This window comes from Pseudomonas sp. IT-P2, assembly GCF_949767575.1.
Classification (GTDB): domain Bacteria; phylum Pseudomonadota; class Gammaproteobacteria; order Pseudomonadales; family Pseudomonadaceae; genus Aquipseudomonas; species Aquipseudomonas pharyngis.
This window is the reverse complement of record NZ_CATKQA010000033.1, coordinates 231862-254868: the sequence shown is the minus strand read 5'-3', so window position 1 is coordinate 254868 and position 23007 is coordinate 231862. Positions and strand designations below refer to the sequence as shown.

Annotated in this window: 21 protein-coding genes; 8 read left to right on the top strand and 13 right to left on the bottom strand. The window is 61.5% G+C overall.

Going from position 1 to position 23007, the window contains the following annotated elements:
• The first annotated feature begins 102 nt into the window (after positions 1-102).
• Genes plsB through ACM6JM_RS17250 form a run of 3 tightly spaced genes read left to right on the top strand, consistent with a single transcriptional unit; the run spans position 103 to position 3771 of the window.
• Positions 103-2607, top strand: coding sequence for a glycerol-3-phosphate 1-O-acyltransferase PlsB (gene plsB, locus ACM6JM_RS17260; RefSeq protein ID WP_039769647.1), 2505 nt, complete (start codon positions 103-105; stop codon positions 2605-2607).
• A 51-nt stretch (positions 2608-2658) separates the two neighbouring features.
• On the top strand, positions 2659-3057 hold the full coding sequence (locus tag ACM6JM_RS17255) for a YbaY family lipoprotein (protein WP_103386563.1): 399 nt from the start codon (positions 2659-2661) through the stop codon (positions 3055-3057).
• A gap of 24 nt (positions 3058-3081) precedes the next feature.
• On the top strand, positions 3082-3771 hold the full coding sequence (locus ACM6JM_RS17250) for a DUF4197 domain-containing protein (protein WP_103386564.1): 690 nt from the start codon (positions 3082-3084) through the stop codon (positions 3769-3771).
• On the opposite strand, the gene ACM6JM_RS17245 is transcribed toward ACM6JM_RS17250, so the two are convergent.
• The 3 genes from ACM6JM_RS17245 to ACM6JM_RS17235 form a co-directional block, all read right to left on the bottom strand.
• Positions 3768-5162 carry a Fic family protein gene (locus tag ACM6JM_RS17245; protein WP_414882250.1) on the bottom strand — a complete coding sequence of 465 codons (1395 nt, stop codon included), beginning with the start codon at positions 5160-5162 and terminating at the stop codon, positions 3768-3770. The genes ACM6JM_RS17250 and ACM6JM_RS17245 overlap by 4 nt on opposite strands.
• A gap of 585 nt (positions 5163-5747) precedes the next feature.
• Positions 5748-8816, bottom strand: coding sequence for an efflux RND transporter permease subunit (locus ACM6JM_RS17240; protein ID WP_414882249.1), 3069 nt, complete (start codon positions 8814-8816; stop codon positions 5748-5750).
• 6 nt (positions 8817-8822) lie between these two features.
• Positions 8823-9923: an efflux RND transporter periplasmic adaptor subunit gene (locus ACM6JM_RS17235; protein WP_103386456.1), complete on the bottom strand. Its 1101-nt coding sequence runs from the start codon at positions 9921-9923 to the stop codon at positions 8823-8825.
• A gap of 94 nt (positions 9924-10017) precedes the next feature.
• Between ACM6JM_RS17235 and ACM6JM_RS17230 the strand changes: the two genes are divergently transcribed.
• A complete protein-coding gene (locus ACM6JM_RS17230; protein ID WP_163974099.1) occupies positions 10018-10653 on the top strand; it encodes a TetR/AcrR family transcriptional regulator in 636 nt (211 codons plus the stop codon).
• Positions 10654-10699: 46 nt separating this feature from the next.
• On the opposite strand, the gene ACM6JM_RS17225 is transcribed toward ACM6JM_RS17230, so the two are convergent.
• Positions 10700-11482, bottom strand: coding sequence for a class I SAM-dependent methyltransferase (locus ACM6JM_RS17225; protein WP_039769635.1), 783 nt, complete (start codon positions 11480-11482; stop codon positions 10700-10702).
• A 93-nt stretch (positions 11483-11575) separates the two neighbouring features.
• On the opposite strand from ACM6JM_RS17225, the gene ACM6JM_RS17220 reads away from it, so the two are divergent.
• A complete protein-coding gene (locus ACM6JM_RS17220; protein WP_163974097.1) occupies positions 11576-12190 on the top strand; it encodes an energy transducer TonB in 615 nt (204 codons plus the stop codon).
• A 4-nt stretch (positions 12191-12194) separates the two neighbouring features.
• On the opposite strand, the gene ACM6JM_RS17215 is transcribed toward ACM6JM_RS17220, so the two are convergent.
• The 7 genes from ACM6JM_RS17215 to ppc form a co-directional block, all read right to left on the bottom strand.
• Positions 12195-12887, bottom strand: coding sequence for an extensin family protein (locus ACM6JM_RS17215; RefSeq protein WP_163974096.1), 693 nt, complete (start codon positions 12885-12887; stop codon positions 12195-12197).
• A 2-nt stretch (positions 12888-12889) separates the two neighbouring features.
• Positions 12890-13726: an isocitrate lyase/PEP mutase family protein gene (locus ACM6JM_RS17210; RefSeq protein WP_414882248.1), complete on the bottom strand. Its 837-nt coding sequence runs from the start codon at positions 13724-13726 to the stop codon at positions 12890-12892.
• Positions 13727-13757: 31 nt separating this feature from the next.
• A complete protein-coding gene (locus ACM6JM_RS17205; protein ID WP_064378965.1) occupies positions 13758-14618 on the bottom strand; it encodes a DUF72 domain-containing protein in 861 nt (286 codons plus the stop codon).
• The gene (locus ACM6JM_RS17200; RefSeq protein ID WP_007954720.1) at positions 14618-14926 is read right to left on the bottom strand and encodes a hypothetical protein; all 309 of its coding nucleotides are present in this window, start codon (positions 14924-14926) and stop codon (positions 14618-14620) included. The genes ACM6JM_RS17205 and ACM6JM_RS17200 overlap by 1 nt, the downstream gene beginning before the upstream one ends.
• A gap of 172 nt (positions 14927-15098) precedes the next feature.
• On the bottom strand, positions 15099-15773 hold the full coding sequence (gene tsaB, locus ACM6JM_RS17195; protein WP_414882247.1) for a tRNA (adenosine(37)-N6)-threonylcarbamoyltransferase complex dimerization subunit type 1 TsaB: 675 nt from the start codon (positions 15771-15773) through the stop codon (positions 15099-15101).
• Positions 15774-15868: 95 nt separating this feature from the next.
• Positions 15869-16519 carry an adenylate kinase gene (gene adk / locus ACM6JM_RS17190; RefSeq protein ID WP_064593717.1) on the bottom strand — a complete coding sequence of 217 codons (651 nt, stop codon included), beginning with the start codon at positions 16517-16519 and terminating at the stop codon, positions 15869-15871.
• A 288-nt stretch (positions 16520-16807) separates the two neighbouring features.
• The gene (gene ppc, locus ACM6JM_RS17185) at positions 16808-19438 is read right to left on the bottom strand and encodes a phosphoenolpyruvate carboxylase (protein ID WP_414882246.1); all 2631 of its coding nucleotides are present in this window, start codon (positions 19436-19438) and stop codon (positions 16808-16810) included.
• 214 nt (positions 19439-19652) lie between these two features.
• Here ppc and ACM6JM_RS17180 point away from each other — a divergent pair, with 214 nt between their 5' ends.
• From ACM6JM_RS17180 to ACM6JM_RS17170, 3 genes are all read left to right on the top strand, one after another.
• Positions 19653-19997, top strand: a complete 345-nt coding sequence (locus tag ACM6JM_RS17180) for a hypothetical protein (RefSeq protein ID WP_039769621.1) — start codon at positions 19653-19655, stop codon at positions 19995-19997.
• A gap of 366 nt (positions 19998-20363) precedes the next feature.
• A complete protein-coding gene (locus tag ACM6JM_RS17175; RefSeq protein ID WP_011332653.1) occupies positions 20364-20768 on the top strand; it encodes a DUF4398 domain-containing protein in 405 nt (134 codons plus the stop codon).
• 55 nt (positions 20769-20823) lie between these two features.
• Entirely contained in the window at positions 20824-21618 is a 795-nt protein-coding gene (locus ACM6JM_RS17170; RefSeq protein WP_074691263.1) for an OmpA family protein, read from the top strand.
• A gap of 67 nt (positions 21619-21685) precedes the next feature.
• On the opposite strand, the gene ACM6JM_RS17165 is transcribed toward ACM6JM_RS17170, so the two are convergent.
• Both ACM6JM_RS17165 and ACM6JM_RS17160 read right to left on the bottom strand, forming a co-directional pair.
• Positions 21686-22015 carry a hypothetical protein gene (locus tag ACM6JM_RS17165; RefSeq protein WP_074691261.1) on the bottom strand — a complete coding sequence of 110 codons (330 nt, stop codon included), beginning with the start codon at positions 22013-22015 and terminating at the stop codon, positions 21686-21688.
• Positions 22012-22926, bottom strand: a complete 915-nt coding sequence (locus ACM6JM_RS17160) for an alpha/beta hydrolase (RefSeq protein WP_414882245.1) — start codon at positions 22924-22926, stop codon at positions 22012-22014. Before ACM6JM_RS17160 ends, ACM6JM_RS17165 begins: the two co-directional genes overlap by 4 nt.
• Positions 22927-23007: the final 81 nt, after the last annotated feature.

Sequence of the window (23007 nt, the reverse complement as noted above, 5' to 3'; positions counted from 1 at the left end):
ACAGGAGATTACTTCGCCGCTTTTTTGCCGATTTTCGCCCAATACGGCAAACTGTCGCCCTCCCGAGCAAACGCTCGGTTTATCCACTCACGCAGAAGCCGTATGACCCGTTCCCCGTTCCGCCGTCTTGTGTTTGGCACCTTGCGCCGACTGTTGTATCTCTGGGTTCGCTCCGAGACGATCAACCAGTCGTCGTTCACCCTCAACCTCGACCGCAGTCGTCCGGTGTTCTACGTCCTGCAAAATCCATCGCTGACCGATCTGGCGGTGGTCGACACCGAGTGCACCAAGGCCGGCCTGCCGCGCCCGGTGCTGCCGGTGTCCGTGGGTTCGCTGATCGAACCGGCGGCGTTTTTCTACCTGACGCCGGATCCCGACTGGCTCGGCCGCCAGGACAAGCGCGGTGCGCCGCCGACCCTGACCCGACTGGTCAGCGCCCTCAGCCAGAATGCTACCGAAGACGCGCAGATCATTCCGGTCAGCGTGTTCTGGGGCCAGTCACCGGACAGCGAAAACAGCCCGTGGAAACTGCTGTTCGCCGACAGCTGGGCCGTCACCGGGCGTCTGCGTCGCCTTCTGAGCATCATGATTCTGGGGCGCAAGACCCGCGTGCAATTCTCCGCACCGATCCACCTGCGCGAACTGATCGAACACAACAAGGGCCACGAGCGCACCGTGCGCATGGCCCAGCGGATCCTGCGGGTGCACTTCCGCAATCTTAAAGCTGCGGTGATCGGCCCGGACATTTCCCACCGCCGTAACCTGGTCAAAGGTCTGCTCAACCAGCCGCTGGTCAAGCAAGCGATCCTCGACGAAGCCGAGCGCGAAAACATCTCCCCGGAAAAAGCCAAGGCCCAGGCCCTGCGCTACGGCAACGAGATCGCCTCGGACTACACCTACACCGCGATCCGTTTTCTGGAAGTGGTGCTGAGCTGGTTCTGGAACAAGATCTACGACGGGATCAAGGTCAACCACATCGAAGGCGTGCAGAAGGTCGCCCAGGGTCACGAAGTGATCTACGTGCCGTGCCACCGCAGCCACATCGACTACCTGCTGCTGTCGTACTTGCTGTTCCGCAATGGCCTGACCCCGCCGCACATCGCCGCCGGCATCAACCTGAACATGCCGGTGATCGGCAGCCTGCTGCGCCGTGGCGGGGCGTTCTTCATGCGCCGCACGTTCAAGGGCAATCCGCTGTACACCTCGGTGTTCAACGAATACCTGCACACCCTGTTCACCAAAGGTTTCCCGGTCGAGTACTTCGTCGAGGGCGGTCGCTCGCGTACCGGGCGCATGCTGCAACCGAAAACCGGGATGCTCGCAATCACCATGCGCAGCTTCCTGCGTTCGTCGCGGATGCCGATCGTGTTCGTGCCGGTGTACATCGGTTACGAGCGCGTGCTCGAAGGCCGCACCTACCTCGGCGAGCTGCGTGGCGCGAGCAAGAAGAAAGAATCGATCTTCGACATCTTCAAAGTCATCGGCGCGCTAAAGCAGCGCTTTGGCCAGGTGGCGGTGAACTTTGGCGAGCCGATCAAACTGGCGGAATTCCTCGACAGCGAACAGCCGGACTGGCGTCAGCAGGAACTCGGCCCGCAGTACAAACCGGCCTGGCTCAACGAAACCACCAACCGCCTCGGCGAGAAAGTCGCACAGCACCTGAACGAAGCGGCGGCGATCAACCCGGTCAACCTGGTGGCGCTGGCGCTGCTGTCGACCACCCGCCTGGCGCTGGATGATCGGGCCATGGCGCGGGTGCTGGATCTGTATCTGGCGCTGCTGCGCAAGGTCCCGTACTCGCCGCACACCACGTTGCCGGAAGGCGATGGCCGCGCGCTGATCGAGCACGTGAAGGACATGGATCTGCTGTCCGAGCAAAACGATGCGCTGGGCAAGATCCTTTATCTGGACGAGCAGAACGCCGTCCTGATGACCTATTACCGCAACAACGTGCTGCACATCTTCGCCCTGCCGGCGCTGCTGGCGAGCTTCTTCCAGAGCACCTCGCGCATGAGCCGCGAACAAATCCTGCGCTACACCCGCGCGCTGTATCCGTATCTGCAATCGGAGCTGTTCATCCGCTGGACCCTGGACGAACTGGATGCAGTCATCGATCAGTGGCTGGAAGCGTTCGTCGAACAGGGCCTGCTGCGTTTCGAAAAAGACGTGTACCTGCGCCCGGCACCGAGCTCGCGGCATTTCGTGCTGCTGACCCTGCTGTCGAAGAGCATTGCCCAGACCCTGCAGCGCTTCTACATGACCGTTTCCCTGCTGCTCAACAGCGGCCAGAACAGCATCAGCGCCGAAGAACTGGAAGACCTGTGCACGGTCATGGCCCAGCGCCTGTCGATCCTGCATGGCCTGAACGCACCGGAGTTCTTCGACAAGAGCCTGTTCCGCCACTTCATCCAGACCCTGCTCGACCTCGACGTACTGCGTCGCGACGAAGCCGGCAAGTTGAGCTACCACGAACTGCTCGGCGAACTGGCCGAAGGCGCAGCCAAACGGGTGCTGCCGGCGGAGATTCGCTTGTCGATCCGTCAGGTGGCACTGCACCGCAGTGAAGATGCGGCCGATCAGCCCGCCGCCCCTGTGCAAAGCGACTAAATTCCTACAGGCGCCAGGCTTCTTCTGGCGCCGTCGATACGGAGATCTCCGATGAGAAAACTTTCCCTGCTTGCCGCCGCCACGCTGCTCAGCGCCTGCCAGTCGACCTCACCGGCCGGCAAGGTCAGCCTCGACGGCGAAGTGTTCTACCTGCAACGCATCGCCCTGCCACCCAGTGCGACCTTGAGCGTAAGCCTGCAGGACGTTTCGCTGGCCGACGCTCCGGCCGTGGTACTCGACGAACAGAAAGGCCCGGTCAAAGGCCAGGTGCCGCTGCCGTTCCACTTGAGCTACGATCCGGCCCAGGTCAAACCCGGCCACCGCTACTCGGTCAGCGCGCGCATCGAAGTCAACGGCGAGCTGATGTTCATAACCACTGAAAACCATACCGTGCAGCTCGATGGCAAGGATCCGCAGCCGCTGAAGATCCGCGTCGACGCCGCACGCTAACCCTCTCCGAACAAGGAAGCCGCCATGCTCCGCCCTACCCTTCGCTTCGCCGGCCTGTGCGCGGGCCTGATGATCTCCGCCAACGCACTGGCCCTGTCCCTAAGCGACCTGTCGCAAGGCGACGCCACCGGCGGCCTCAAGGACGCCCTGACCCAGGGCGCGCAACTGGCCGTCAAACAACTCGGCACCCCGGGCGGTTTCAGCAACAACCCGGACGTGAAGATCGAACTGCCGGGCAAACTCGGCAAAGTCGCCGGCAAGATGAAAGCCTTCGGCATGGGCGCTCAAGTTGAAGAACTGGAAACCGCCATGAACAAGGCCGCGGAAACCGCTGTCACCCAGGCCCAGCCGATCCTCGTCGACGCCGTGAAGAAAATGAGCGTGGAAGACGCCAAAGGCATCCTCAGCGGCGGCAACGACTCCGCCACCCAATACCTGGACAAATCCAGCCGCGAACAGATCCGCACCAAGTTCCTGCCGATCGTCAAACATGCAACCGACAAAGTCGGCGTAGCCCAGAAATACAACGCCTTCGCCGGCCAGGCCGCGACCTTCGGGGTGGTGGATGCGAAAAGCGCCAACATCGAAAGCTACGTGACCGAACAAGCGCTCAACGGCCTGTTCGAAATGATCGGCAAACAGGAAGAAACCATCCGCAAGAACCCGGCCGCTGCGGCGACGAGTCTGGCGAAGAAAGTGTTTGGTACGCTCTAAACCGACACGACACGGGAGTGAGCTGTCTCACTCCTGTTGTTCAATCCGCCACCAGCGGAAACACGTAAAAAGTACACCCACTCGCGCCCCATTTTCTTCTTCTCGAAAACCTGCAGCTCAACCAACCCGCTCAAAGTCGACACCGCTGTGTTGTAGGCACAACCAAGATGCTCCTTGACGTTCCCCGCCGTGAACTCCTTCGCCACCCCGCTCCTGGCCACCTGATAAATGGCCCGCTGCCGCTCTGTCAGCCGATCAAAAAAGCCCGAACAGGTCAGCCAGCGCTCGAAGTCTTCGCTGTACGCCACACTCTTGCGGTACACATCGGTAAACCCCTCCACCGCCCGCAGAATCACCGAACACTGAAACTCGATGAAGTACGTCAGGTCGAGCTCATCAGCCTCGCTGTGCAAATACGACCGCCCGTACTTTACCGGCGCGTTGCGCAGTAAAAGACTGATCGCGATATAGCGGAACGCCGAAAACTCGTGCTTGAACATGAACCAGTAAAACAGCGCCCTGGCGACCCGCCCGTTGCCATCGCGAAAGGGATGTTCATAGCCCAGGGCAAAGTGCAGCGAGATCGCCTTGATCAGCGGATGCAGGTAATTTTTTTGCTGAGGTGAACCCTGTGGTTGATTGATCCACTGCGAGAGCAAATCCAGTCGCCTCACCAATCCGGCGGCAGGCGGTGGCGAGTGGACGGTATTCCCCTCGCCGTCCTGCACCACGACTTCATCGTTCGTCCTGAAAAGCCCGGGGTCGTACAGCTCGTCATCAATACCCTCGACACCGACTCGGTGCATCGACGCAATCAACTCCACGCTCAAAGGCTCATAACGTTTTTCCCAGGCGAAATTCATCATTCGGTAATTGCCCATGACCATCCGCTCATCCGGCGTCCGGGGCTGACGCCGTTGCTTGAGCATGTCCTTGGCAACACGGGTAGTGGTCGCGGCGCCCTCCAGCTGACTGCTGCTGATCGCCTCATCCTCGATCAAATCGTTAAGCAAATAACTGAAATGCGCCCGCTCGCCTATCTGGCTGGTCATGTACTCCAGCGACGCCGTCGTGGTTTGCCGATCAACCACTGAAAGGGCCTTCTGCGCGGTGGGCGTCGGCACAAACTTTCCCCACTGGGCCGGCTCCCCCAAAGGCAGAAGATGAATGTACTGAGCGGCCCGCGCCTTCTTGACCAACGCCCAACACAATCGCGAATCCAGCCCGCTGGCCCAGCGATACCGCAAATCCTCAAAAGGCAGATACCGCCCCTGATCATCCAGCGGCTTGAGCAACACAAGATAGTCCGCCAGACGCTGCTTGTGAGGCGCGCGCATCAACAACTCAAAGACCGGATCGGCCCGACCTTTCAATACCGGCGGTTTCTTCATCAACGCTGCTCAACCAAGGCTGAAAAACAGCCTCGAGTACAGCACTGCAAACACAGCGACTCAATATCGGAGGCGTCTGAAAAAAACGTAGGAGACGGCGCAAGATCCTACAAAGCTGCTTGCTCCCAAAAGAAAAGATCGGCCCACAGACCGCCATCACTAGCAGGCTAGCTCCCACAGTTGACACGGGTTTCCTCAAAAATATGACTTAGCCAACCCACTCAACACGATGAGCGTTAGCTCGAGTACCGCTCTTGACGTGCCGGCCCCTTCGGCCGGCTGAGTGGAGGGATTTATCCGGGGGGGAGGCGCGTAGCGCCGTTCGACGAAGTCGAACACATCGAGAGGAGGTGCAGCGAAGCAAACCGGAGGCGATGCCCCCGGATGAATCCCGGAACGAAGGAACCCCGAGCCCCAGCGAGGGGCCGAACGCCGGGGCGCAGCGTTTTGGTTCCTTTTGGGCGTTTGCAAAAGGGACTCGCCGTAAGGGCGAAACCGCCAGTCGCAACACCCGCAGAAACGGATATTCACCCAAAACCCCAAGAGTCTGGTCGGCCCGAAGGCCGCCAAGCTCACCAAACCAAATCAAGACTCCTTGCGAACCCTGAACCAAGCCGCATACAACGCCGGCAAAAACAAAAGCGTCAGAGCAGTAGCAACAATCAACCCCCCCATAATCGCCACCGCCATCGGCCCGAAAAACACACTGCGAGAAAGCGGAATCATCGCCAGCACCGCCGCCAAAGCCGTCAACACAATCGGCCGGAACCGCCGCACGGTCGCCTCGATAATCGCCTGCCACGGCTTGAGCCCGGCGGCGATGTCCTGCTCGATCTGATCCACCAGAATCACCGAGTTACGCATGATCATCCCCGACAGCGCGATCGTCCCGAGCATCGCCACAAACCCGAACGGCTGACGGAACACCAGCAGAAACAGCGTTACCCCGATCAACCCCAGCGGCGCGGTCAGAAACACCATCGCCGTGCGCGAAAAACTGCGCAATTGCACCATCAGCAACGTCAGCACCACGACAATGAACATCGGCACCCCGGCGTTCACCGACTTCTGCCCACGCTCCGAATCCTCCACCGTACCGCCGACATCCAGCAGATAACCGTCCGGCAATTCGGCACGAATCGGATCAAGCGTCGGCATGATCTGCTTCACCAGCGTCGCCGGCTGCTCCTTGCCATAGATGTCGGCGCGCACCGTCACGTTCGGCAGACGATTGCGGTGCCAGATAATGCCTTCCTCGAAGCCATATTCCAGCGTGGCAATCTGCGACAGCGCGACGCTGCGACCGTTGTCGGTCGGCACCGCCAGACTCGGCAGCAACGACAGTTCGGTGCGCTCGTGCACGGTGCCGCGCAGGAGGATTTCGATCAATTCGTTGTCCTCGCGGTACTGGCTGACGCTGGAGCCGGTCAGCGAACTCTGGAGGAATTTCGCCAGATTCGCCGTGCTCACGCCTAACGCCCGGGCGCGATCCTGATCGATGTTCAGGTACACGACCTTGCTCGGCTCTTCCCAGTCCAGATGCACGTTAACCACATGCGGGTTCTCGCGAACCTTGGCCGCCACCTTCCGCGCCAAAGCACGGACTTCCTCGATGTGCTCGCCGGTGACACGGAACTGCACCGGATAGCCAACCGGAGGACCGTTTTCCAGGCGCGTGACCCGCGAACGCAAGGCCGGGAACTGCTCGTTCAAGGTGTCGATCAGCCAAGTGCGCAGCGCTTCACGCTCCTCGATGGTTTTCGCCAGAACGACGAACTGGGCGAAGCTCGCCGCCGGCAGTTGTTGATCCAGCGGCAGGTAGAAACGTGGCGAACCGGTGCCGACGTAAGCGACATAGTTGTCGATGCCCGCATGATCCTTGAGCATCGCTTCCAGGCGTTTGACCTCGCCCGTGGTATTGGCCAGCGAGGCGCCTTCGGCAAGCTTCAGGTCGACCATCAGCTCCAGCCGCCCGGAAGCCGGAAAGAACTGCTGCGGCACGAACCGGAACAACGCCACCGACGCCACGAACAGCAGCACGGTGAGCACGATCACGGTTTTGCGCCGACGTACGCACCACTCCACCAGACGCCGTACCCGTTGGTAGAACGGCGTGCCGTAGGGATCAGTGTGGCCGTCAGCCGTGCCGTGTTTGGCCGCGTGAATTTTCGCCAGATCCGGCAGGAGCTTTTCCCCCAGATACGGCACGAACACCACCGCCGCTACCCAGGATGCGAGCAAGGCGATGGTCACCACCTGGAAGATCGAGCGGGTGTATTCGCCGGTGCCGGATTGCGCCGTGGCAATCGGCAGGAAGCCTGCGGCCGTAATCAGCGTACCGGTGAGCATCGGGAACGCGGTGCTGGTCCAGGCATAACTGGCAGCCTTGATCCGGTCGAAACCCTGCTCCATTTTGATCGCCATCATTTCCACGGCGATGATCGCGTCGTCCACCAGCAAACCCAGCGCCAGTACCAGCGCACCGAGGGAAATCTTGTGCAGGCCGATGCCGAGGTAATACATGCAGGCGAACGTCATCGCCAGCACCAGCGGAATGGTCAGCGCCACCACCATGCCGGTGCGTACGCCGAGGGAGAAGAAACTCACCAGCAACACGATGGCCAGTGCCTCGACAAGCACCTGGACGAACTCGCCGACACCGGTTTTCACGGCGGCGGGCTGGTCGGAGACCTTGCGTAACTGCATGCCGGCCGGGAGGTTTTTCTGGATCCGGGCGAACTCGATTTCCAGAGCCTTGCCCAGCACCAGAATGTCGCCGCCGTCCTTCATCGCCACCGCAAGACCGATGGCGTCTTCGCCCATAAAGCGCATGCGCGGCGCCGGAGGATCATTGAAACCGCGCCGCACGTCAGCGACATCGGAGATGCGGAACGTACGATCACCGACGCGGATCGGGAAGTTCTTGATCTCGTCGACTGTCTGAAAATTCCCCGACACCCGCAGCTGCAAACGCTCGCTGCCGGTTTCGAAAAACCCTGCGGTGGACACCGCGTTCTGTTCCTCCAGCGCCTGCTGCACGACTGCCAGCGGCAAGCCGAGGGTGGCGAGCTTAACGTTGGACAATTCGACCCAGACCTTCTCGTCCTGTAAACCGAGCAGATCGACCTTGCCCACGTCCTTGACCCGTTGCAGCTGGATCTGGATGCGGTCGGCGTAATCCTTGAGCACCGCGTAGTCGAAACCGTCGCCGGTCAGCGCATAGATATTGCCGAAGGTGGTGCCGAACTCATCGTTGAAAAACGGCCCCTGAATGCCCGGCGGCAGGGTCTGGCGAATGTCGCTGACTTTCTTGCGCACCTGATACCAGAGATCCGGAATCTCCACCGAATGCATCGAGTCGCGGGCAATGAACGTGACTTGGGATTCACCGGGGCGCGAGAACGAAACAATCCGCTCGTACTCGCCGGTTTCCATCAGTTTCTTTTCGATGCGTTCGGTAACCTGGCGCGAGACTTCCTGAGCCGTTGCGCCGGGCCAGCGGGTCTGGATGACCATCGCCTTGAAGGTGAACGGCGGGTCTTCGCTCTGGCCGAGCTTGGTGTAGGACAAGGCACCGACAATCGCCAGCAAAAGCATCAGGAACAGTACGATCTGGCGATTGCGCAGCGCCCAGGCGGAAAGATTGAAACCCATCGGGGATTACTCCTTGTCCGCCAGATTGACCACACGGTTGGAGCGATCCACCGGACGCACCTGCTGCCCTTCCAGCAATACGTGAACGCCAGCGGCAACCACCCAGTCGCTGGCGTTCAGGCCTTCGAGCACCGGCACGGTTTTCTCACCGAACGGGCCGACGCGCACCGGGGTCTTTTTCAGGGTGTTGTTGGCGCTGACGACCCAGACGTAGGTCGCGCCGTTTTCGGCGGTCAGTGCCGAGAGCGGCACCGACAGCGGGATGACATCGGCGGTCTGCACGAAGACCCGGGCGCTCTGGCCCAGTTCCGCCGGGACCTTGCCGGCGGTGAATGCAATGCGTGCGGCGAAGGTGCGGGATTTCGGATCGGCGGCCGGCGACAGCTCACGGATCTGCCCGGCAAAGCGCTGGTTCTGTTGAGTCCACAGCTCCACCGAGACGGGCTGGCCGACCTTGAAGCGGCCGAAGCTCTGCTCCGGCAGGCTGATCAGCACTTCCCGTTCGCCGTCAGTGGCGAGAGTGAAAACGGTCTGCCCGGCGGCGACCACCTGCCCGACCTCCACCGAACGCTTGGCCACCACGCCATCCTGGGGCGCGCGCAGCACGGCGTAACTGGCCTGATTGGTCGAGACGTTGAATTCGGCCTTGATCTGTTTGAGGCGGGCTTCGCCGGAGCGGTAGAGGTTCTCGGCATTGTCGTAGGCCGAGCGGCTGACCATCTGCCGTTCCATCAGGGTCTTGTAGCGGTCACGCTCGGCACGCACCAGGTTCAGGTTGGCTTCGGCCGCCGCGACCTGGGCCCGGGTGGCTTCCAGTTGCAGGCGTACATCCTGCGGATCAAGTTCGGCGAGCGGCTGATCGGCCTTGACGCGCTGGCCTTCCTCGACCAGTCGTCGGCTGACTTTGCCGCCGATGCGGAACGCCAGATCGGGTTCGTAGCGGGCGCGAACCTCACCCGGATAACTTTCCATCGCCTGCGCCGAAGGCTCTGGCTGCACCACCATGGCCGGTCGCACGCTGACTTGCGTTACCTCTTCCTTGCCACACGCCGACAACAAAAACGCCAGACTGACTGGCACCGCAAAGGACAACGCATGGCGGAACATGGTGAAGGACCTTTCGCTAAGGAGGCTTGGAATAATTATACTGGCCGGTATGTTATTAATAGCAAACTCACCAGTCCAGTATTAAAAGCGAAGAATGTCGAACAATCTTTCCACTCCAAACGGCCCGGGCCGACCGAAGGATCCGGCCAAGCGCCAGGCGATTCTCGAGGCAGCGAAAATCCTGTTTCTGAGTCACGGCTATGCCAACACCAGCATGGACGCGGTGGCCGCCGAGGCCGGGGTGTCGAAGCTGACGGTCTACAGCCATTTCAACGACAAGGAGACGCTGTTCTCTGCCGCTGTAGTGGCCAAATGCGAGGAGCAATTGCCGCCGCTGTTCTTCGAATTGCCGGACGGCATCGCCGTGGAAAATGTGTTGCTGAACATTGCGCGCGGCTTTCACCACCTGATCAACAGCGATGAATCGGTGAACCTGCATCGTTTGATCATGGCGCTGGGCAGTCAGGATCCGAAGCTGTCGCTGATCTTCTTCGAGGCCGGCCCACAGCGCATGGTGCAGGGGATGGAACGTTTGCTGCGGCGGATTCACGAAACCGGCGTGCTGAGCATCGACAACCCGCACAATGCCGCCGAGCACTTCTTTTGCCTGATCAAGGGTGCCGGGAATTTCCGCCTGTTGTACGGCTGCGGTGAGCCGCTGAGCGGCGAGGCGGCGGAAAATCATGTGCAGGAAGTGGTCGGGCTGTTCATGCGGGCCTTTCGACCCTGAAAACAAAAAATCCCACGCCATGCGTGGGATTTTCTTATGCGACGGCTCAGGCCTTGAGCGCTTTCTTCGGGTAGATGTCGTAACGACTGGATTTGCCATCCAGCGCATGGCTCGGCTTCGGCCCTTCGATGCACGGCGCCTTGCGCGGGCGCTTGACCACCACCCGGTGCGTGGCCAGCGCCAACGCCGCTTCCAGCAACGCCGGTGCATCCGGATCATCGCCTACCAGCGGACGGAACAGGCGCATTTCCTTTTTCACCAGCGCGGTTTTCTCACGATGCGGAAACATCGGGTCGAGGTAGATCACCTGCGGCGGCTCGCCTTCCCAATTGCGCATCACGTCGATGGAGTTGCCCTTTAGCAGCTTCATCCGCGCCACGATCGGCGCCACCTCGAAGTCTTCAGCCGCACGGGCCAGACCATCTTCCAGCAACGCGCCGATCAATGGCTGGCGCTCGATCAGGTTCATCTCGCAACCGAGACTGGCCAGCACGAACGCATCCTTGCCCAGCCCTGCCGTGGCATCCAGCACCCGTGGACGCACGCCTTGGGCGATGCCGACCGCCTTGGCGATCATTTGCCCACTGCCGCCGCCGTACAACCGGCGATGGGCCGCACCACCCTCGACGAAGTCGACCCGCACCGGCCCCGGCGCATCCGGCCCCAGTTGTTGCAGCTGCAAACCCTGCTCGCCGACCTGCAGGGCAAACTCGCCGTCAGCCACCTGCAACGGCAGGTTCAGGCGTTGCGCCCACTGCTCGGCCTGCGCTTCGAACGTCGGGCCGAGGGCCTCGACATGGATGCGGCAGGCCGCGGGTTGCTCAATCATGGAAAACACGCTCAAAAAAGTTAAGGATCGGCAAAAACCGCCGATAACCCAATCAACGCGCATTTTGCCAGAGCTGAGCGTCAACCGAAAAAAATGTCAGGCATTCTTCCCACATCGATTGGCTACATTTCGCCCACAGGCGATTTCAGCCGTCATAACACTCAAGCATTGGGCGGCGTCAGCCACCTGTGGCAGGATTTTTTTGCCCAGGCACTGGCCGAACAGTCGAGTGATGTGGTGCCAGCGTGCGGCACGTTTCCACCGGTTGACCTGGAAAGCCCTGAAGAACCGACTGTCGGCAGCGAACTGTATGCGCACATCGTCAGCCAGCGCGAATGCGATGTGGTGGAAACCGAGGTGCGTCCGCCGGAGCCGCTGTTCCTGCCGATCGCCGAAATCGACATGACACTGGCCGAGCCGTACCCTCCGTTCCCGCCAGAAGAAATCAAGACTCAGCAAAAGCAGCAGGATTTCGACAGCAGTTGGGTTCGCCCGGTAGTGATCAACAACGGCCAGCCGATTCCGGAGCCGGGCCCTGCCCCGCAGAAAAAACCGCTGTACCTGCCGATTGCCGAGTTCGACCTGGATCTGCTGCAGCCTTACCCGCCGTTCCCGCCGGAAGCCATCGTCGAGCAGCAGAAAGCCCTGGACTTCGATAACGGCTGGGTGCGCCCGATCGTTCAGCAGAATCTGCGCATCGCCGCCTGATCCCTCAGCGACACACGCTCCAGCGCCCGACATCGACATGAAAGTGATTGCGATGAGCGGCGTTGTAATCCGGACTCAACACCACACTGAACGCCTCGCAGGCGCCATCGCGCACCTGACGTAGAAACTGCGCGTCCCGGTTTTGCTTCGGCCAGTCCTTGAGCACGCTGATCGCACGACCATCCGCCAGCCGGAAGCCGGCGATGTCCAGCGCATCGGCACTGGCATGGCGGCTGAGCGCGCCGCTATCGCGGTTGTAGACGTTGCGGCAGGCGAAGCTGCCGAGGTGATCGACCCGCGCCACAGGCTGACCGTAGGCCTGCTGCGCCGCCGGTTGCAACGTGTGGCGCTCGAACATCGCAAACGCCACGGCCAACGGGCAACTGGCGAGAAAGCTGCTGCTGAGCCCCACCCCGCCGCCCTGCACGCGCAAAGCGCCGATCAGCGGGCATTTGGCATCGGGACTGTCGGCCTGTGGCGAAACCCTCAGGCCGGAGCTGCCCAATGCCTGCTGGCACAACAGCGGATCGCTGCGCAGGCGCATCAACTTGTAGCCCGTGAGCCAGTTGGGCGTCGCCTGCACATCCAGCGGCGCCCACGGGTTCCACTGCGGCGGCACATCGAGCCAGCCGCGCCAGACGCCGATCAGCCCGCCACCAATGATCAGCAGCCCTGCCAACACCAGCCAGCGCCCCATGCTCATCCCTTGAAGAATTGATTGGCCTTGGCGTACGGCATCGAACGGGAGGTGAAAGTGAAGGTGCCGGACTGCTGGATTTCTTCCGTCGCGCGGAAAAACTCACCCAACGCCGCCAGTGCCAGCGCCGAGCCGGTGCTGATCCGCTTCACGCCCATTTCTTCCAGCTGTTGCACCGTCAGCTTCAAGCCGCCGGACATCAACACATTGACCGGTTTCGGCGCCACCGCGCGCACCACCGCCAGAACTTCTTCGGCGGTGCGCAGGCCCGGCGCGTACAACACGTCAGCGCCGGCTTCGGCAAAGGCCTGCAAGCGGCGGATGGTGTCGTTGAGATCGGGATTGCCGTGCAGATAGTTTTCCGCACGGGCGGTCAGGGTGAAGGGAAACGGCAAGGTGCGCACCGCAGCGACGGCGGCTTCGATCCGTGCCACTGCGTGTTCGAAGCAGTAGATCGGCGAGTCTTCCCGGCCTGTGGCATCTTCGATCGAGCCACCCACGGCGCCCGCCTCGGCGGCCCGGATCAGACTCTGCGCCGATTCGGCCGGGGCGTCGGCGAAGCCGTTTTCCAGATCCACCGCCACCGGCAGATCGGTGGCCGCGACAATCGCCCGGACATTGGCCAACGTATCGTCAAGACTCAGGCCACCATCGGGCTTGCCTTGGGAGAACGCATACCCGGCGCTGGTGGTCGCCAGTGCCTGATAGCCAAGACTGGCGAGCATCTTCGCGGAACCGGCATCCCATGGATTGGGAATCACGAAAATCCCGGGGCGTTCGTGCAGGGCTTTGAAGGCTTCGGCTTTACGGGCTTGTTGTTGACGGGCTTGGGCATCCATCGGCAGGCTCCTGGGCAGGAAAAAATCCGCCTCAGAGCAGGCCAAGTTGCTCGGCGGCGGGTTCTCTGTATAGCTCAGGCAAAGGTCGCAGGCCAGGCAAACGTTGCATCAGTTGTGCGTGAAAACGTTGCGCCAGCTTCGCCGCAAGAATGTTATCGGCGGTGTGCAGGAAGATGTACGGCGTGCGGCCCTCTTCGATCCACTCGGCAATCTTCGCCACCCACGGCACCAGGAACGGGTCGTTGGCCTCAAGTTCCGGATGGCCGATGAAGCGCACCTGCGGGAACTGGGTGAACGCCGCCGGACGCGTCGGAACGCGGGGCTTTTTCGATTGAGCGTGGATCACCGACGACTCGGTTGACAGGCAACTGAACAGTGCGCGCGGATCAAGGCAGATGCGCTCCACACCGCGATCCAGCAGCAGCCGGTTGAGCAGTCGCTCACTCTCACCCTTGGCGAAGAACTGTTCATGGCGCACTTCCACCGCCAGCGGACAATCCAGCGCATCGATGAACGCAGAAAGCTCCGGCAAGCGGTGTGGCGTGAAGCTTTTCGACAGTTGCAGCCACATTGGCGAGACGCGCTCACCGAGCGGCTTGAGTAGCTGGAGGAAGGTTTCGGCGGCGGTCAGTTGATCGCGCAGGTCGCCGCTGTGGCTGATGTCACCGGGAAACTTGGCGGTGAAGCGAAAGTGCTCCGGCATGACCTCAGCCCAACGCTGCACGGTGGCCGGCGACGGGCTGGCGTAGAAGGTCGTGTTGCCTTCCACGGCGTTGAACACTTGCGAATAGAGTCCGAGGAAATCGGAGGTCTTGGCGTCTACCGGATACAGATACTCGCGCCAGGCGTTTTCGCTCCAGGACGGGCAACCGAGGTAGTAAGGCAGATCCATCAGATGTACAGATCGAGGCCCAGCACGTCTGCATCCCAATCGACAAAACCGGCGGTGCTCAGGTAGCTGGCCAGGGCCATGGCCACGCTTTTCTTCATCGCGCGGTGATAAATCATGTCTTGTTGGCGGGCGGGCAGATTGCTCAGGCGTTGCGCGGTGGCTTTGGCGGCACGGGCAGCCAGTTGCTCTTCGGTCGGGAATTCCAGCTCGCCGTCGATATCGTCGACGGACTCATCCAGCGCCGGATTGCCTTTGCGAGGCTTGCGCTTGATGGGGTAGGAATGAGTGGAAACGCCGTCTATACGCATAAAGTCATGCTCGGTATCGATGATGGCAATTTAGCGGCACCTGACCGACTTAGCAAATCGCCGAGTGATAACTAGAACACATAAAAGGCAAAAGGTTTAAAGCGCGGGGTTAGAAACGGACGATTGGCAGATCGGGTGGGACCCTGCGGCGAATGCCACAGGGTGAATGGCCTCAGCTGGCTTTCGGGGTGGCCACTTTGTCGCGCAGGTAAACCGGCTGGGCGTCGTCTGCCGGAATCGCTTCACCGCGCTCCCAGGCAAATCGCGCCAAGGTCAGCAGGTCTTCGGCGTGGGGCAGCATGCCAGCGTCAGATCCAGTGAGGTTTACAGCGATGCGCTCACCATAACCCCAGCCAGTGCCGGCTCCGAACCAGTCACCCGAAGCATCGTCCGGCAGCGCAGCGACTTCCGGCGGCAGCACCGCTTCGGTGCCGACCAGACGCATCTCCCCGGCCGTCTCGCGATAGCAGCCCCAATACACCTCATCCATCCGCGCATCGATGGCGGCCGCGACCTGGCTCACGCCGTGCTCGCGATAAGCCCGTTGCGCCAGCACGGCCAGGTTCGACACCGGCAACACCGGGCGATCCAGCGCAAAGGCCAGGCCTTGCACCACGCCAATGGCAATCCGCACACCGGTGAATGCGCCCGGGCCACGTCCGAAGGCGATGGCGTCCACCGCTTGCAGGGTGGTGCCGGCGTCGGCCAGCAGTTGCTGGATCATCGGCAGCAGTTTCTGCGCGTGCAGGCGCGGGATCACCTCGTAATGGCTCGTGACCTTGCCGTCATGCAGCAAGGCAACGGAGCAAGCTTCAGTCGCGGTGTCCAGGGCCAGCAAGGTGCTCATCGATGTGTCCGTAAATCAGGTGGGGGAAAAAGTGCGCCAGTATAAACAACTACGGCCCGCAAGCGGGCCGTGGATGATGCAGCGGATCAGGTTTTTCAGCTCAGCGCTTCAAGCACCTTGGCGGTGATCGCTTCAACCGAACCGACGCCAGGGATATGGCTGTACTTCGGCTTGCCACCGTTTTTGGCGGACAGGTTCTGGTAGAACTCCACCAGCGGCTTGGTCTGCGAATGGTAGACCGACAGGCGATGGCGCACGGTTTCTTCGGTGTCGTCCTTGCGCTGTACCAGCTCTTCACCGGTGATGTCGTCTTTGCCGGCCAGTTTCGGCGGGTTGTAGACGATGTGGTAAACGCGGCCGCTGGCCTCGTGAACGCGACGCCCGGCGATACGTTGAACGATTTCTTCGTCTTCAACGGCGATTTCGACCACGGCGTCCAGCTCGACACCGGCAGTCACCAGCGCTTCAGCCTGAGGAATGGTGCGCGGGAAGCCATCGAACAGGAAACCCTTGGCGCAATCGGCTTGAGCGATACGGTCCTTGACCAGCGCGATGATCAGGTCATCCGACACCAGGCCGCCGGCATCCATGATGCTCTTGGCCTTGATGCCCAGCTCGGTGCCGGCCTTGACCGCGGCACGCAGCATGTCGCCGGTGGAGATTTGCGGAATGCCGAATTTCTCGGTGATGAACTTAGCCTGAGTACCTTTACCGGCCCCGGGAGCTCCCAGCAGAATGACGCGCATCGATGTGCTCCTCAATTTTTTATATAAAAAACAACGGATTCGCCTCGTGGGGCCAATCTCATAAAACGGGTCGTGGCCGCCCAAACGGCCAAAGGCTGATCAAGATACACAGCAGGCTGCGCCCACACAAGACGCCAAAAGTCGGAGAAACCGGCGCCCGCCGCGACCTTGCGACGCGGTTCCCCAAGTCGCAACCCCATCATTAACTGTCGTCTGACCGCATTTTTCCTACGGTCAATAAACGGCACCCGAGGTTCGCCCCGGGTGCCCTGCCCCACGCAGAAAACCTTAGCCGGTATTTCGCAAACCGGCGGCAATCCCCGCCACAGACACCAGCAACGCCTGTTCCACCGGGCTGCCCTGCTCGACATTTTGCTGCCGAGAGCGCGCCAGCAATTCGGCCTGCAATAGATGCAGCGGGTCGAGGTAGGTGTTGCGCAGACGGATGAATTCCAGGGTATCCGGGCTATGTGCCAGTAGCTGCGACTGACCGGTCAGGCCGAGGACAACGGAACAGGCCTGCGACAATAGGTCGCGTAAGTGCGCACCCAACGGCAGCAACTCCGGCTCCACCAGACGCTCGTCGTAGGACTGCGCGATATCGGCGTCGGCCTTGGCCAGCACCATTTCCAGCATGTCGATGCGGGTGCGGAAGAACGGCCACTGCTCGCGCATCTGCCCCAGCAATTCGCCTTCGCCGCGCTCCAATGCTTTGCTCAATGCGGTTTCCCAGCCGAGCCAGGCCGGCAGCATCAGGCGAGTCTGGGTCCAGCCGAAGATCCACGGAATCGCCCGCAGGCTTTCGATGCCACCAGCGCGGCGCTTGGCCGGACGGCTGCCCAATGGCAAGCGGCCCAACTCCTGCTCCGGTGTGGATTGACGGAAATACTCAACGAATTGCGGGTTCTCCCGCACTACCGCACGGTAAGCAGCGACGCCGTCAGCGGCCAGTTCGTCCATCAGATGCCGCCATTCGGGGGTTGGTGGCGGCGGAGGCAACAGGGTCGCTTCGAGCACCGCCGCCAGATACAGATTGAGGTTTTGCTCGGCGATGTCCGGCAGGCCGAATTTGAATCGAATCATTTCCCCCTGCTCGGTGGTGCGGAAACGTCCGGCCACCGAACCCGGCGGCTGCGACAGAATCGCCGCGTGCGCCGGGCCGCCGCCACGGCCCACGGTGCCACCGCGACCGTGGAACAGCAGCAGTTCGACTTGCTGCTCACGGCAGATTTCCACCAGCCGCTCCTGCGCCCGGTACTGCGCCCAGGCTGCCGCAGTGGTGCCGGCGTCCTTGGCCGAATCGGAATAGCCGATCATCACTTCCTGCGGGCCTTGCAGCCGCGCGCGGTAACCCGGCAGCAGCAACAGACGCTCGATTACCGGACCGGCGTTGTCGAGGTCGGCGAGGGTTTCGAACAGCGGCACCACGCGCATCGGCCGCAGTACGCCGGACTCCTTGAGCAGCAACTGCACCGCGAGCACATCGGAAGCGGCACCGGCCATGGAGATCACGTAGGAGCCCAGCGAAGCGCCCGGCGCGGCGGCGATTTCCTTGCAGGTGGCGAGCACTTCGGCGGTGTCGGCCGAGGGTTTGAAATGCGCCGGCAGCAGCGGCCGACGGTTTTGCAGCTCGCGAGTGAGGAAGCTGATGCGCTGTTCTTCGTCCCACTCTTCGTATTTGCCGAGGCCGAGGTAATCGGTGATTTCGCTCATGGCCGCGCTGTGGCGGGACGAATCCTGACGCACATCGAGGCGCACCAGGAACAGGCCGAACGTCACGGCCCGACGCAGGCAATCGAGCAACGGCCCGTCGGCGATCACGCCCATGCCGCATTCGTGCAGCGAGTTGAAACACAGCTCCAGCGGATCGAGCAGGTCGCGGTTGTTGTGCAGCACATCGGCAGGCGCCGGCGTGGTCGCCGTCAAAGATGCATGAGCCCAGTTGCGCGTGGCGCGCAGCCGTTCACGCAATTGTTTGAGCACTGCCCGATACGGCTCGGCACTGTCGCCGGCCCGGGCCTTGAGCGCTTCGCTGGCCTGCTGCATCGACAGTTCGGCGGCCAGGTGATCGACGTCACGCAGGTACAGATCCGCCGCCATCCAGCGTGCCAGCAACAGCACTTCGCGGGTCACGGCAGCGGTCACGTTCGGGTTGCCGTCACGGTCGCCGCCCATCCACGAAGCGAAGCGGATCGGCGCCGCTTCCAGCGGCAAGCGCAAACCGGTAGCGGCGAACAGCGCCTGATCGGCCTTGCGCATATGGTGGGGAATCGCCTGCCACAGCGAATGTTCGATCACCGCAAACCCCCACTTGGCTTCGTCCACCGGGGTCGGGCGGGTGCGGCGGATTTCTTCGGTGTGCCAGGCTTCGGCGATCAGACGTTGCAGGGTGTTGTGGATCTGCTCGCGCTCGGCCGTGGTCAGGTCACGGTGATCCTGCGCCGCCAGTTGCGCGGCAATCGCGTCGTACTTCTGGATCAGCGTGCGCCGGGCCACTTCGGTCGGATGCGCGGTCAGTACCAGTTCGATTTCCAGCCGCGCCAGTTGCCGGGCCAGGGATTCGGCACTGTGCCCTTCCTTGCGCAGGCGGGCGAGCAGTTCCGGCAGCACGCGGGACTCGAACGGCGCGGCCTGGGTCTCCTCGCGGCGATGGATGAGCTGGTACTGCTCGGCGATGTTCGCCAGGTTGAGAAACTGGTTGAAGGCTCGCGCCACCGGCAGCAGTTCGTCTTCGCTCAATTGATTGAGGCTGGCGCTGAGTTCGGCGTCCATCGAGCCGCGCCGGTCGGCCTTGGCGCCCTTGCGGATCTGCTCGATCTTGTCGAGAAACGCCTCGCCGTACTGGTCACGAATGGTGTTGCCCAACAGCTCACCGAGCAGGTGAACGTCTTCGCGCAAGCGTGCATCAATATCGGTCATCAGCATCTCTCCAGCAGTAATCGGTGACGGATCGCAAGTGAGTGGATGAACAGAGAGTGCCGCTCCGGGACGCTTCTTACAAGCAGACGACGAAGGGACTTTAAACCTTGAGGGTTGAAGCTAGTCTCAAGGGTAAGCCGCACAACGGCTTGCCGCCGGCAGACGCCGGACACTCACCAAGACCTGCCATGAGCAGGTGCGACATGAGGTTTTTATGAAAATCCGTGAACTCGCCCAGCATTGGGAAGAAACCGCCAAGGGTCGCCTGACCGACACCGGCTACACGATTCAACTGGATGTGGAAGCTGCCGCACGGCTGGCGGCGATCGCCGAGATGTACCCCAAACGCCATGCCGAAGAATTGCTCGGCGAGCTGATCGGCGCCGCCCTCGAGGAGTTCGAAGCGAGCCTGCCGTATGTGAAAGGCTCGACCGTGGTCGCCACCGACGAAGAAGGCGATCCGCTGTATGAGGATGTCGGCCCGACCCCGCGTTTTCTCGCGTTGTCGCGGCGTCATCTGCATGACTTGTCGGCTGCTGCCGGGAAGCAGAAACACTGATTCCTGACCCTTCAGAACGGTGGGAATGGTTTGCCCTCGATGGCGTCAGTTCAGCAGCACATGTGCTGTATTTGATGGCCTCATCGCTGGCAAGCCAGCTCCCACAGGGACTGTGTCCCCCCCTCCGCTTTTGCGCCGTTTCTCGCCCGCGCGTACCTCTGCCCACCGCCAAAGTTCCCGGTTTAGAGCCCTGTCCGTTCGGTCAAAGTTTTTTTTGGCGATGGGCCATCTTTTCTGAACTTTTGAAAAATGCCTTCGGTCGGAACAGGTAACCACGCCTGGAACGAGCGTTTCAAAACGCGCTGACACATGACGGTTGTCACTCCTCGACCAGGATGGATTTCGAAGCTTCCAAGGAGTTAACCAATGGAGTTGAAGACCATGAAGACCCAAACCTCGTTCTCCCACCTGCGCGGTCTGAAACTGGCTGCTCTGGCCATCGGCACCAGCTTCGTGCTGGCCGGTTGTGCCGGCAATCCACCGACCGAGCAATACGCCGTCACTCAATCGGCAGTCAACAGCGCGGTCAGCGCTGGCGGTACCGAGTTCGCCGCCGTGGAGATGAAGCAGGCTCAGGACAAGCTGAAGCAAGCCGAAATCGCCATGCACGACAAGAAGTATGACGAAGCCCGTCGCTTGTCCGAGCAGGCCGAGTGGGATGCCCGCGTTGCCGAACGCAAGGCTCAGGCAGCCAAGGCCGAACTGGCTGTGAAGGACTCCCAGAAAGGTGTTCAGGAATTGCGTCAGGAAAGTCAGCGCCCAGTGCAGTAAGCGCGCATCCCGACCGCAAGGCTGAAACTCTTATCGATATAAAGGACGAACGATTATGCGTAAACAACTGATGATCCCCGCTCTCCTGGCTGCAAGCGTTGCCCTGGCTGCCTGCTCCACGCCACCCAACCCGAACCTGGAACAGGCACGCACCAACTACGCCGGCCTGCAGGCCAACCCGCAGGCAAGCAAGGTCGCTGCGCTGGAAACCAAGGACGCCAGCGACTATCTGGACAAGGCCGACAAGGCTTATCTGGATAAAGAGGACGCCGCCAAGGTCGATCAACTGGCTTATCTGACCAACCAGCGCGTAGAAGTGGCCAAGCAGACCATCGCTCTGCGCACCGCTGAAAACAACCTGAAGAACGCTGCCGCCCAACGTGCCCAGGCCCGTCTGGATGCCCGCGATCAGCAGATCAAACAGCTGCAGGACAGCCTCAACGCCAAGCAGACCGATCGCGGCACGCTGGTGACTTTCGGTGACGTGCTGTTCGCCACCAACAAGGCCGACCTGAAATCCAGCGGTCTGGTGAACATCAACAAACTGGCGCAATTCCTCCAGGAAAACCCTGATCGCAAAGTGATCGTCGAGGGCTACACCGACAGCACCGGTACCGCGAGCTACAACCAGTCGCTGTCCGAGCGTCGCGCGACTTCGGTGCAGGTTGCGCTGATCAAGATGGGTGTAGACCCGTCGCGTATCGTCGTACAGGGTTATGGCAAGGAATACCCGGTGGCGGACAACACCTCGGTCTCGGGCCGTGCGATGAACCGTCGCGTGGAAGTGACCATTTCCAACGACAACCAGCCAGTGATGCCGCGTTCGGCCGTGAGCTCGACCTCGCACTGATTCGCTGAGCGGTAAATGAAAAGCCCCGCCTGAGTGTTCAGGCGGGGCTTTTTTGTCTGACGCAGATTTACTCTTCGAGCTTCTGCGGCGTCTCCTGGCCCATGCAGCGCACGGCCCTTTTCTGGCTGTTGACCAGCACCCCGGTCAGGCCTTTCTGTTCGGTGTCGAACAGCACCAGCACGCCATCGATGCATTGCGCCACTTGTGGCGCCGGGGTCAGGGAGACCTTGTAGTCTTCGCCGGGAACGGTCTTGAGCATGGTGAAGTCGTTGAGCAGCAACGCATCCTCGGGTTTGGCGAAGTGCAGGTAGCCGTAGTACCACAGGGCGCCGACGGTGCCGAGGATGCTGCAGATGCCGGTGATGATCAGCGGGATGGCGTTACGTTCTTCACTCATTGCGGACTCTCTGGTGGTTCGTCTTCAGAATTCGGAGGTGTTGGATAATTCGGGATCTCGCCGAGACGGCGCAGGCCGTTGAAGTGTTCGGGATCGTCGAGGTAACGCAGCATCACCTGACGCCATACCGGATCGCCGAAGGTCTGCACATGCCCGCCCCGGGTCAGCTGCAGCACACGCGGTGGCGGCGCAGCTTGATACAGACGGATGCCGTTGGAAAGAGGCACCAGCGGATCGTCGAGGCTGTGGAAGATCAGTTTCGGCACGCCGTTGAGCTGCGGCATGGCGTTGATCGCACTGTCGCCGTCCGGCACCAGCCACGACAGCGGCACCTGAAAAGGCCAGGTCAGCCATGAGGTGCTGAGGGCGTATTGGCCGACGCTGCGGTAACTGGCGGGCACGCCGTCGAGCACCAGGGCCTTGAGCTGTTTTTGCCTTTCCGGATGTTGCACCAGCCAATGCACCGCCATCGCCCCGCCGAGACTCTGGCCCAGCAGCACCAGCGGCTTGCCTTTGACCTCCGGCGCCTTGTCCAGCCAGGCGAAGGCGGCATCGATGTCCTGATAGATCGCCGGCAGGCTCGGTTCGCCCTCGGACAAACCGTAACCGCGATAGTCCACCAGCAGCACCTGATAGCCGTTTTTCGGCAACCACCAGCTCCCGCCCAAGTGCATCGGCAAATTGCCGCCGTTGCCGTGCAGGTGCAGCACCGTGCCCTTGACCTCAACCCCGGGTTTTGCCGGCAGCCACCAGGCATTCAGCTTGAGGCCGTCGGCGGTGGTCAGGGTGACGGTGCGGTATTCGAGCTTGGCCTTTTCCGGCGTGAAAAGCTGACCCGGCTCTGGGTAGAACAGCAAGGAACTGCAACCGCCGAGGGTCAGAAGCAGGCAAAGGATGCCGAGGATTCTCATCCGGTGAAACCTCGCGAAAGATTCGGGTTTAGATCGTTCCCACGCTCTGCGTGGGAATGCATCCCGTGACGCTCCGCGTCA

Bases quoted from the DNA above. Each gene is read 5' to 3' on its own strand.
- ACM6JM_RS17180 (WP_039769621.1), top strand. From the start codon at position 19,653: ATGAAAATCCGTGAACTCGCCCAGCATTGGGAAGAAACCGCCAAGGGT.
- ACM6JM_RS17215 (WP_163974096.1), bottom strand. From the start codon at position 12,887: ATGGGGCGCTGGCTGGTGTTGGCAGGGCTGCTGATCATTGGTGGCGGG.
- ACM6JM_RS17235 (WP_103386456.1), bottom strand. From the start codon at position 9,923: ATGTTCCGCCATGCGTTGTCCTTTGCGGTGCCAGTCAGTCTGGCGTTT.
- ACM6JM_RS17210 (WP_414882248.1), bottom strand. From the start codon at position 13,726: ATGGATGCCCAAGCCCGTCAACAACAAGCCCGTAAAGCCGAAGCCTTC.
- ACM6JM_RS17200 (WP_007954720.1), bottom strand. From the start codon at position 14,926: ATGCGTATAGACGGCGTTTCCACTCATTCCTACCCCATCAAGCGCAAG.
- ACM6JM_RS17165 (WP_074691261.1), bottom strand. From the start codon at position 22,015: ATGAGTGAAGAACGTAACGCCATCCCGCTGATCATCACCGGCATCTGC.
- plsB (WP_039769647.1), top strand. From the start codon at position 103: ATGACCCGTTCCCCGTTCCGCCGTCTTGTGTTTGGCACCTTGCGCCGA.
- ppc (WP_414882246.1), bottom strand. From the start codon at position 19,438: ATGACCGATATTGATGCACGCTTGCGCGAAGACGTTCACCTGCTCGGT.
- ACM6JM_RS17160 (WP_414882245.1), bottom strand. From the start codon at position 22,926: ATGAGAATCCTCGGCATCCTTTGCCTGCTTCTGACCCTCGGCGGTTGC.
- ACM6JM_RS17250 (WP_103386564.1), top strand. From the start codon at position 3,082: ATGCTCCGCCCTACCCTTCGCTTCGCCGGCCTGTGCGCGGGCCTGATG.
- tsaB (WP_414882247.1), bottom strand. From the start codon at position 15,773: ATGAGCACCTTGCTGGCCCTGGACACCGCGACTGAAGCTTGCTCCGTT.
- ACM6JM_RS17175 (WP_011332653.1), top strand. From the start codon at position 20,364: ATGGAGTTGAAGACCATGAAGACCCAAACCTCGTTCTCCCACCTGCGC.
- adk (WP_064593717.1), bottom strand. From the start codon at position 16,519: ATGCGCGTCATTCTGCTGGGAGCTCCCGGGGCCGGTAAAGGTACTCAG.
- ACM6JM_RS17255 (WP_103386563.1), top strand. From the start codon at position 2,659: ATGAGAAAACTTTCCCTGCTTGCCGCCGCCACGCTGCTCAGCGCCTGC.
- ACM6JM_RS17245 (WP_414882250.1), bottom strand. From the start codon at position 5,162: ATGAAGAAACCGCCGGTATTGAAAGGTCGGGCCGATCCGGTCTTTGAG.
- ACM6JM_RS17220 (WP_163974097.1), top strand. From the start codon at position 11,576: ATGTCAGGCATTCTTCCCACATCGATTGGCTACATTTCGCCCACAGGC.
- ACM6JM_RS17170 (WP_074691263.1), top strand. From the start codon at position 20,824: ATGCGTAAACAACTGATGATCCCCGCTCTCCTGGCTGCAAGCGTTGCC.
- ACM6JM_RS17225 (WP_039769635.1), bottom strand. From the start codon at position 11,482: ATGATTGAGCAACCCGCGGCCTGCCGCATCCATGTCGAGGCCCTCGGC.
- ACM6JM_RS17240 (WP_414882249.1), bottom strand. From the start codon at position 8,816: ATGGGTTTCAATCTTTCCGCCTGGGCGCTGCGCAATCGCCAGATCGTA.
- ACM6JM_RS17205 (WP_064378965.1), bottom strand. From the start codon at position 14,618: ATGGATCTGCCTTACTACCTCGGTTGCCCGTCCTGGAGCGAAAACGCC.
- ACM6JM_RS17230 (WP_163974099.1), top strand. From the start codon at position 10,018: ATGTCGAACAATCTTTCCACTCCAAACGGCCCGGGCCGACCGAAGGAT.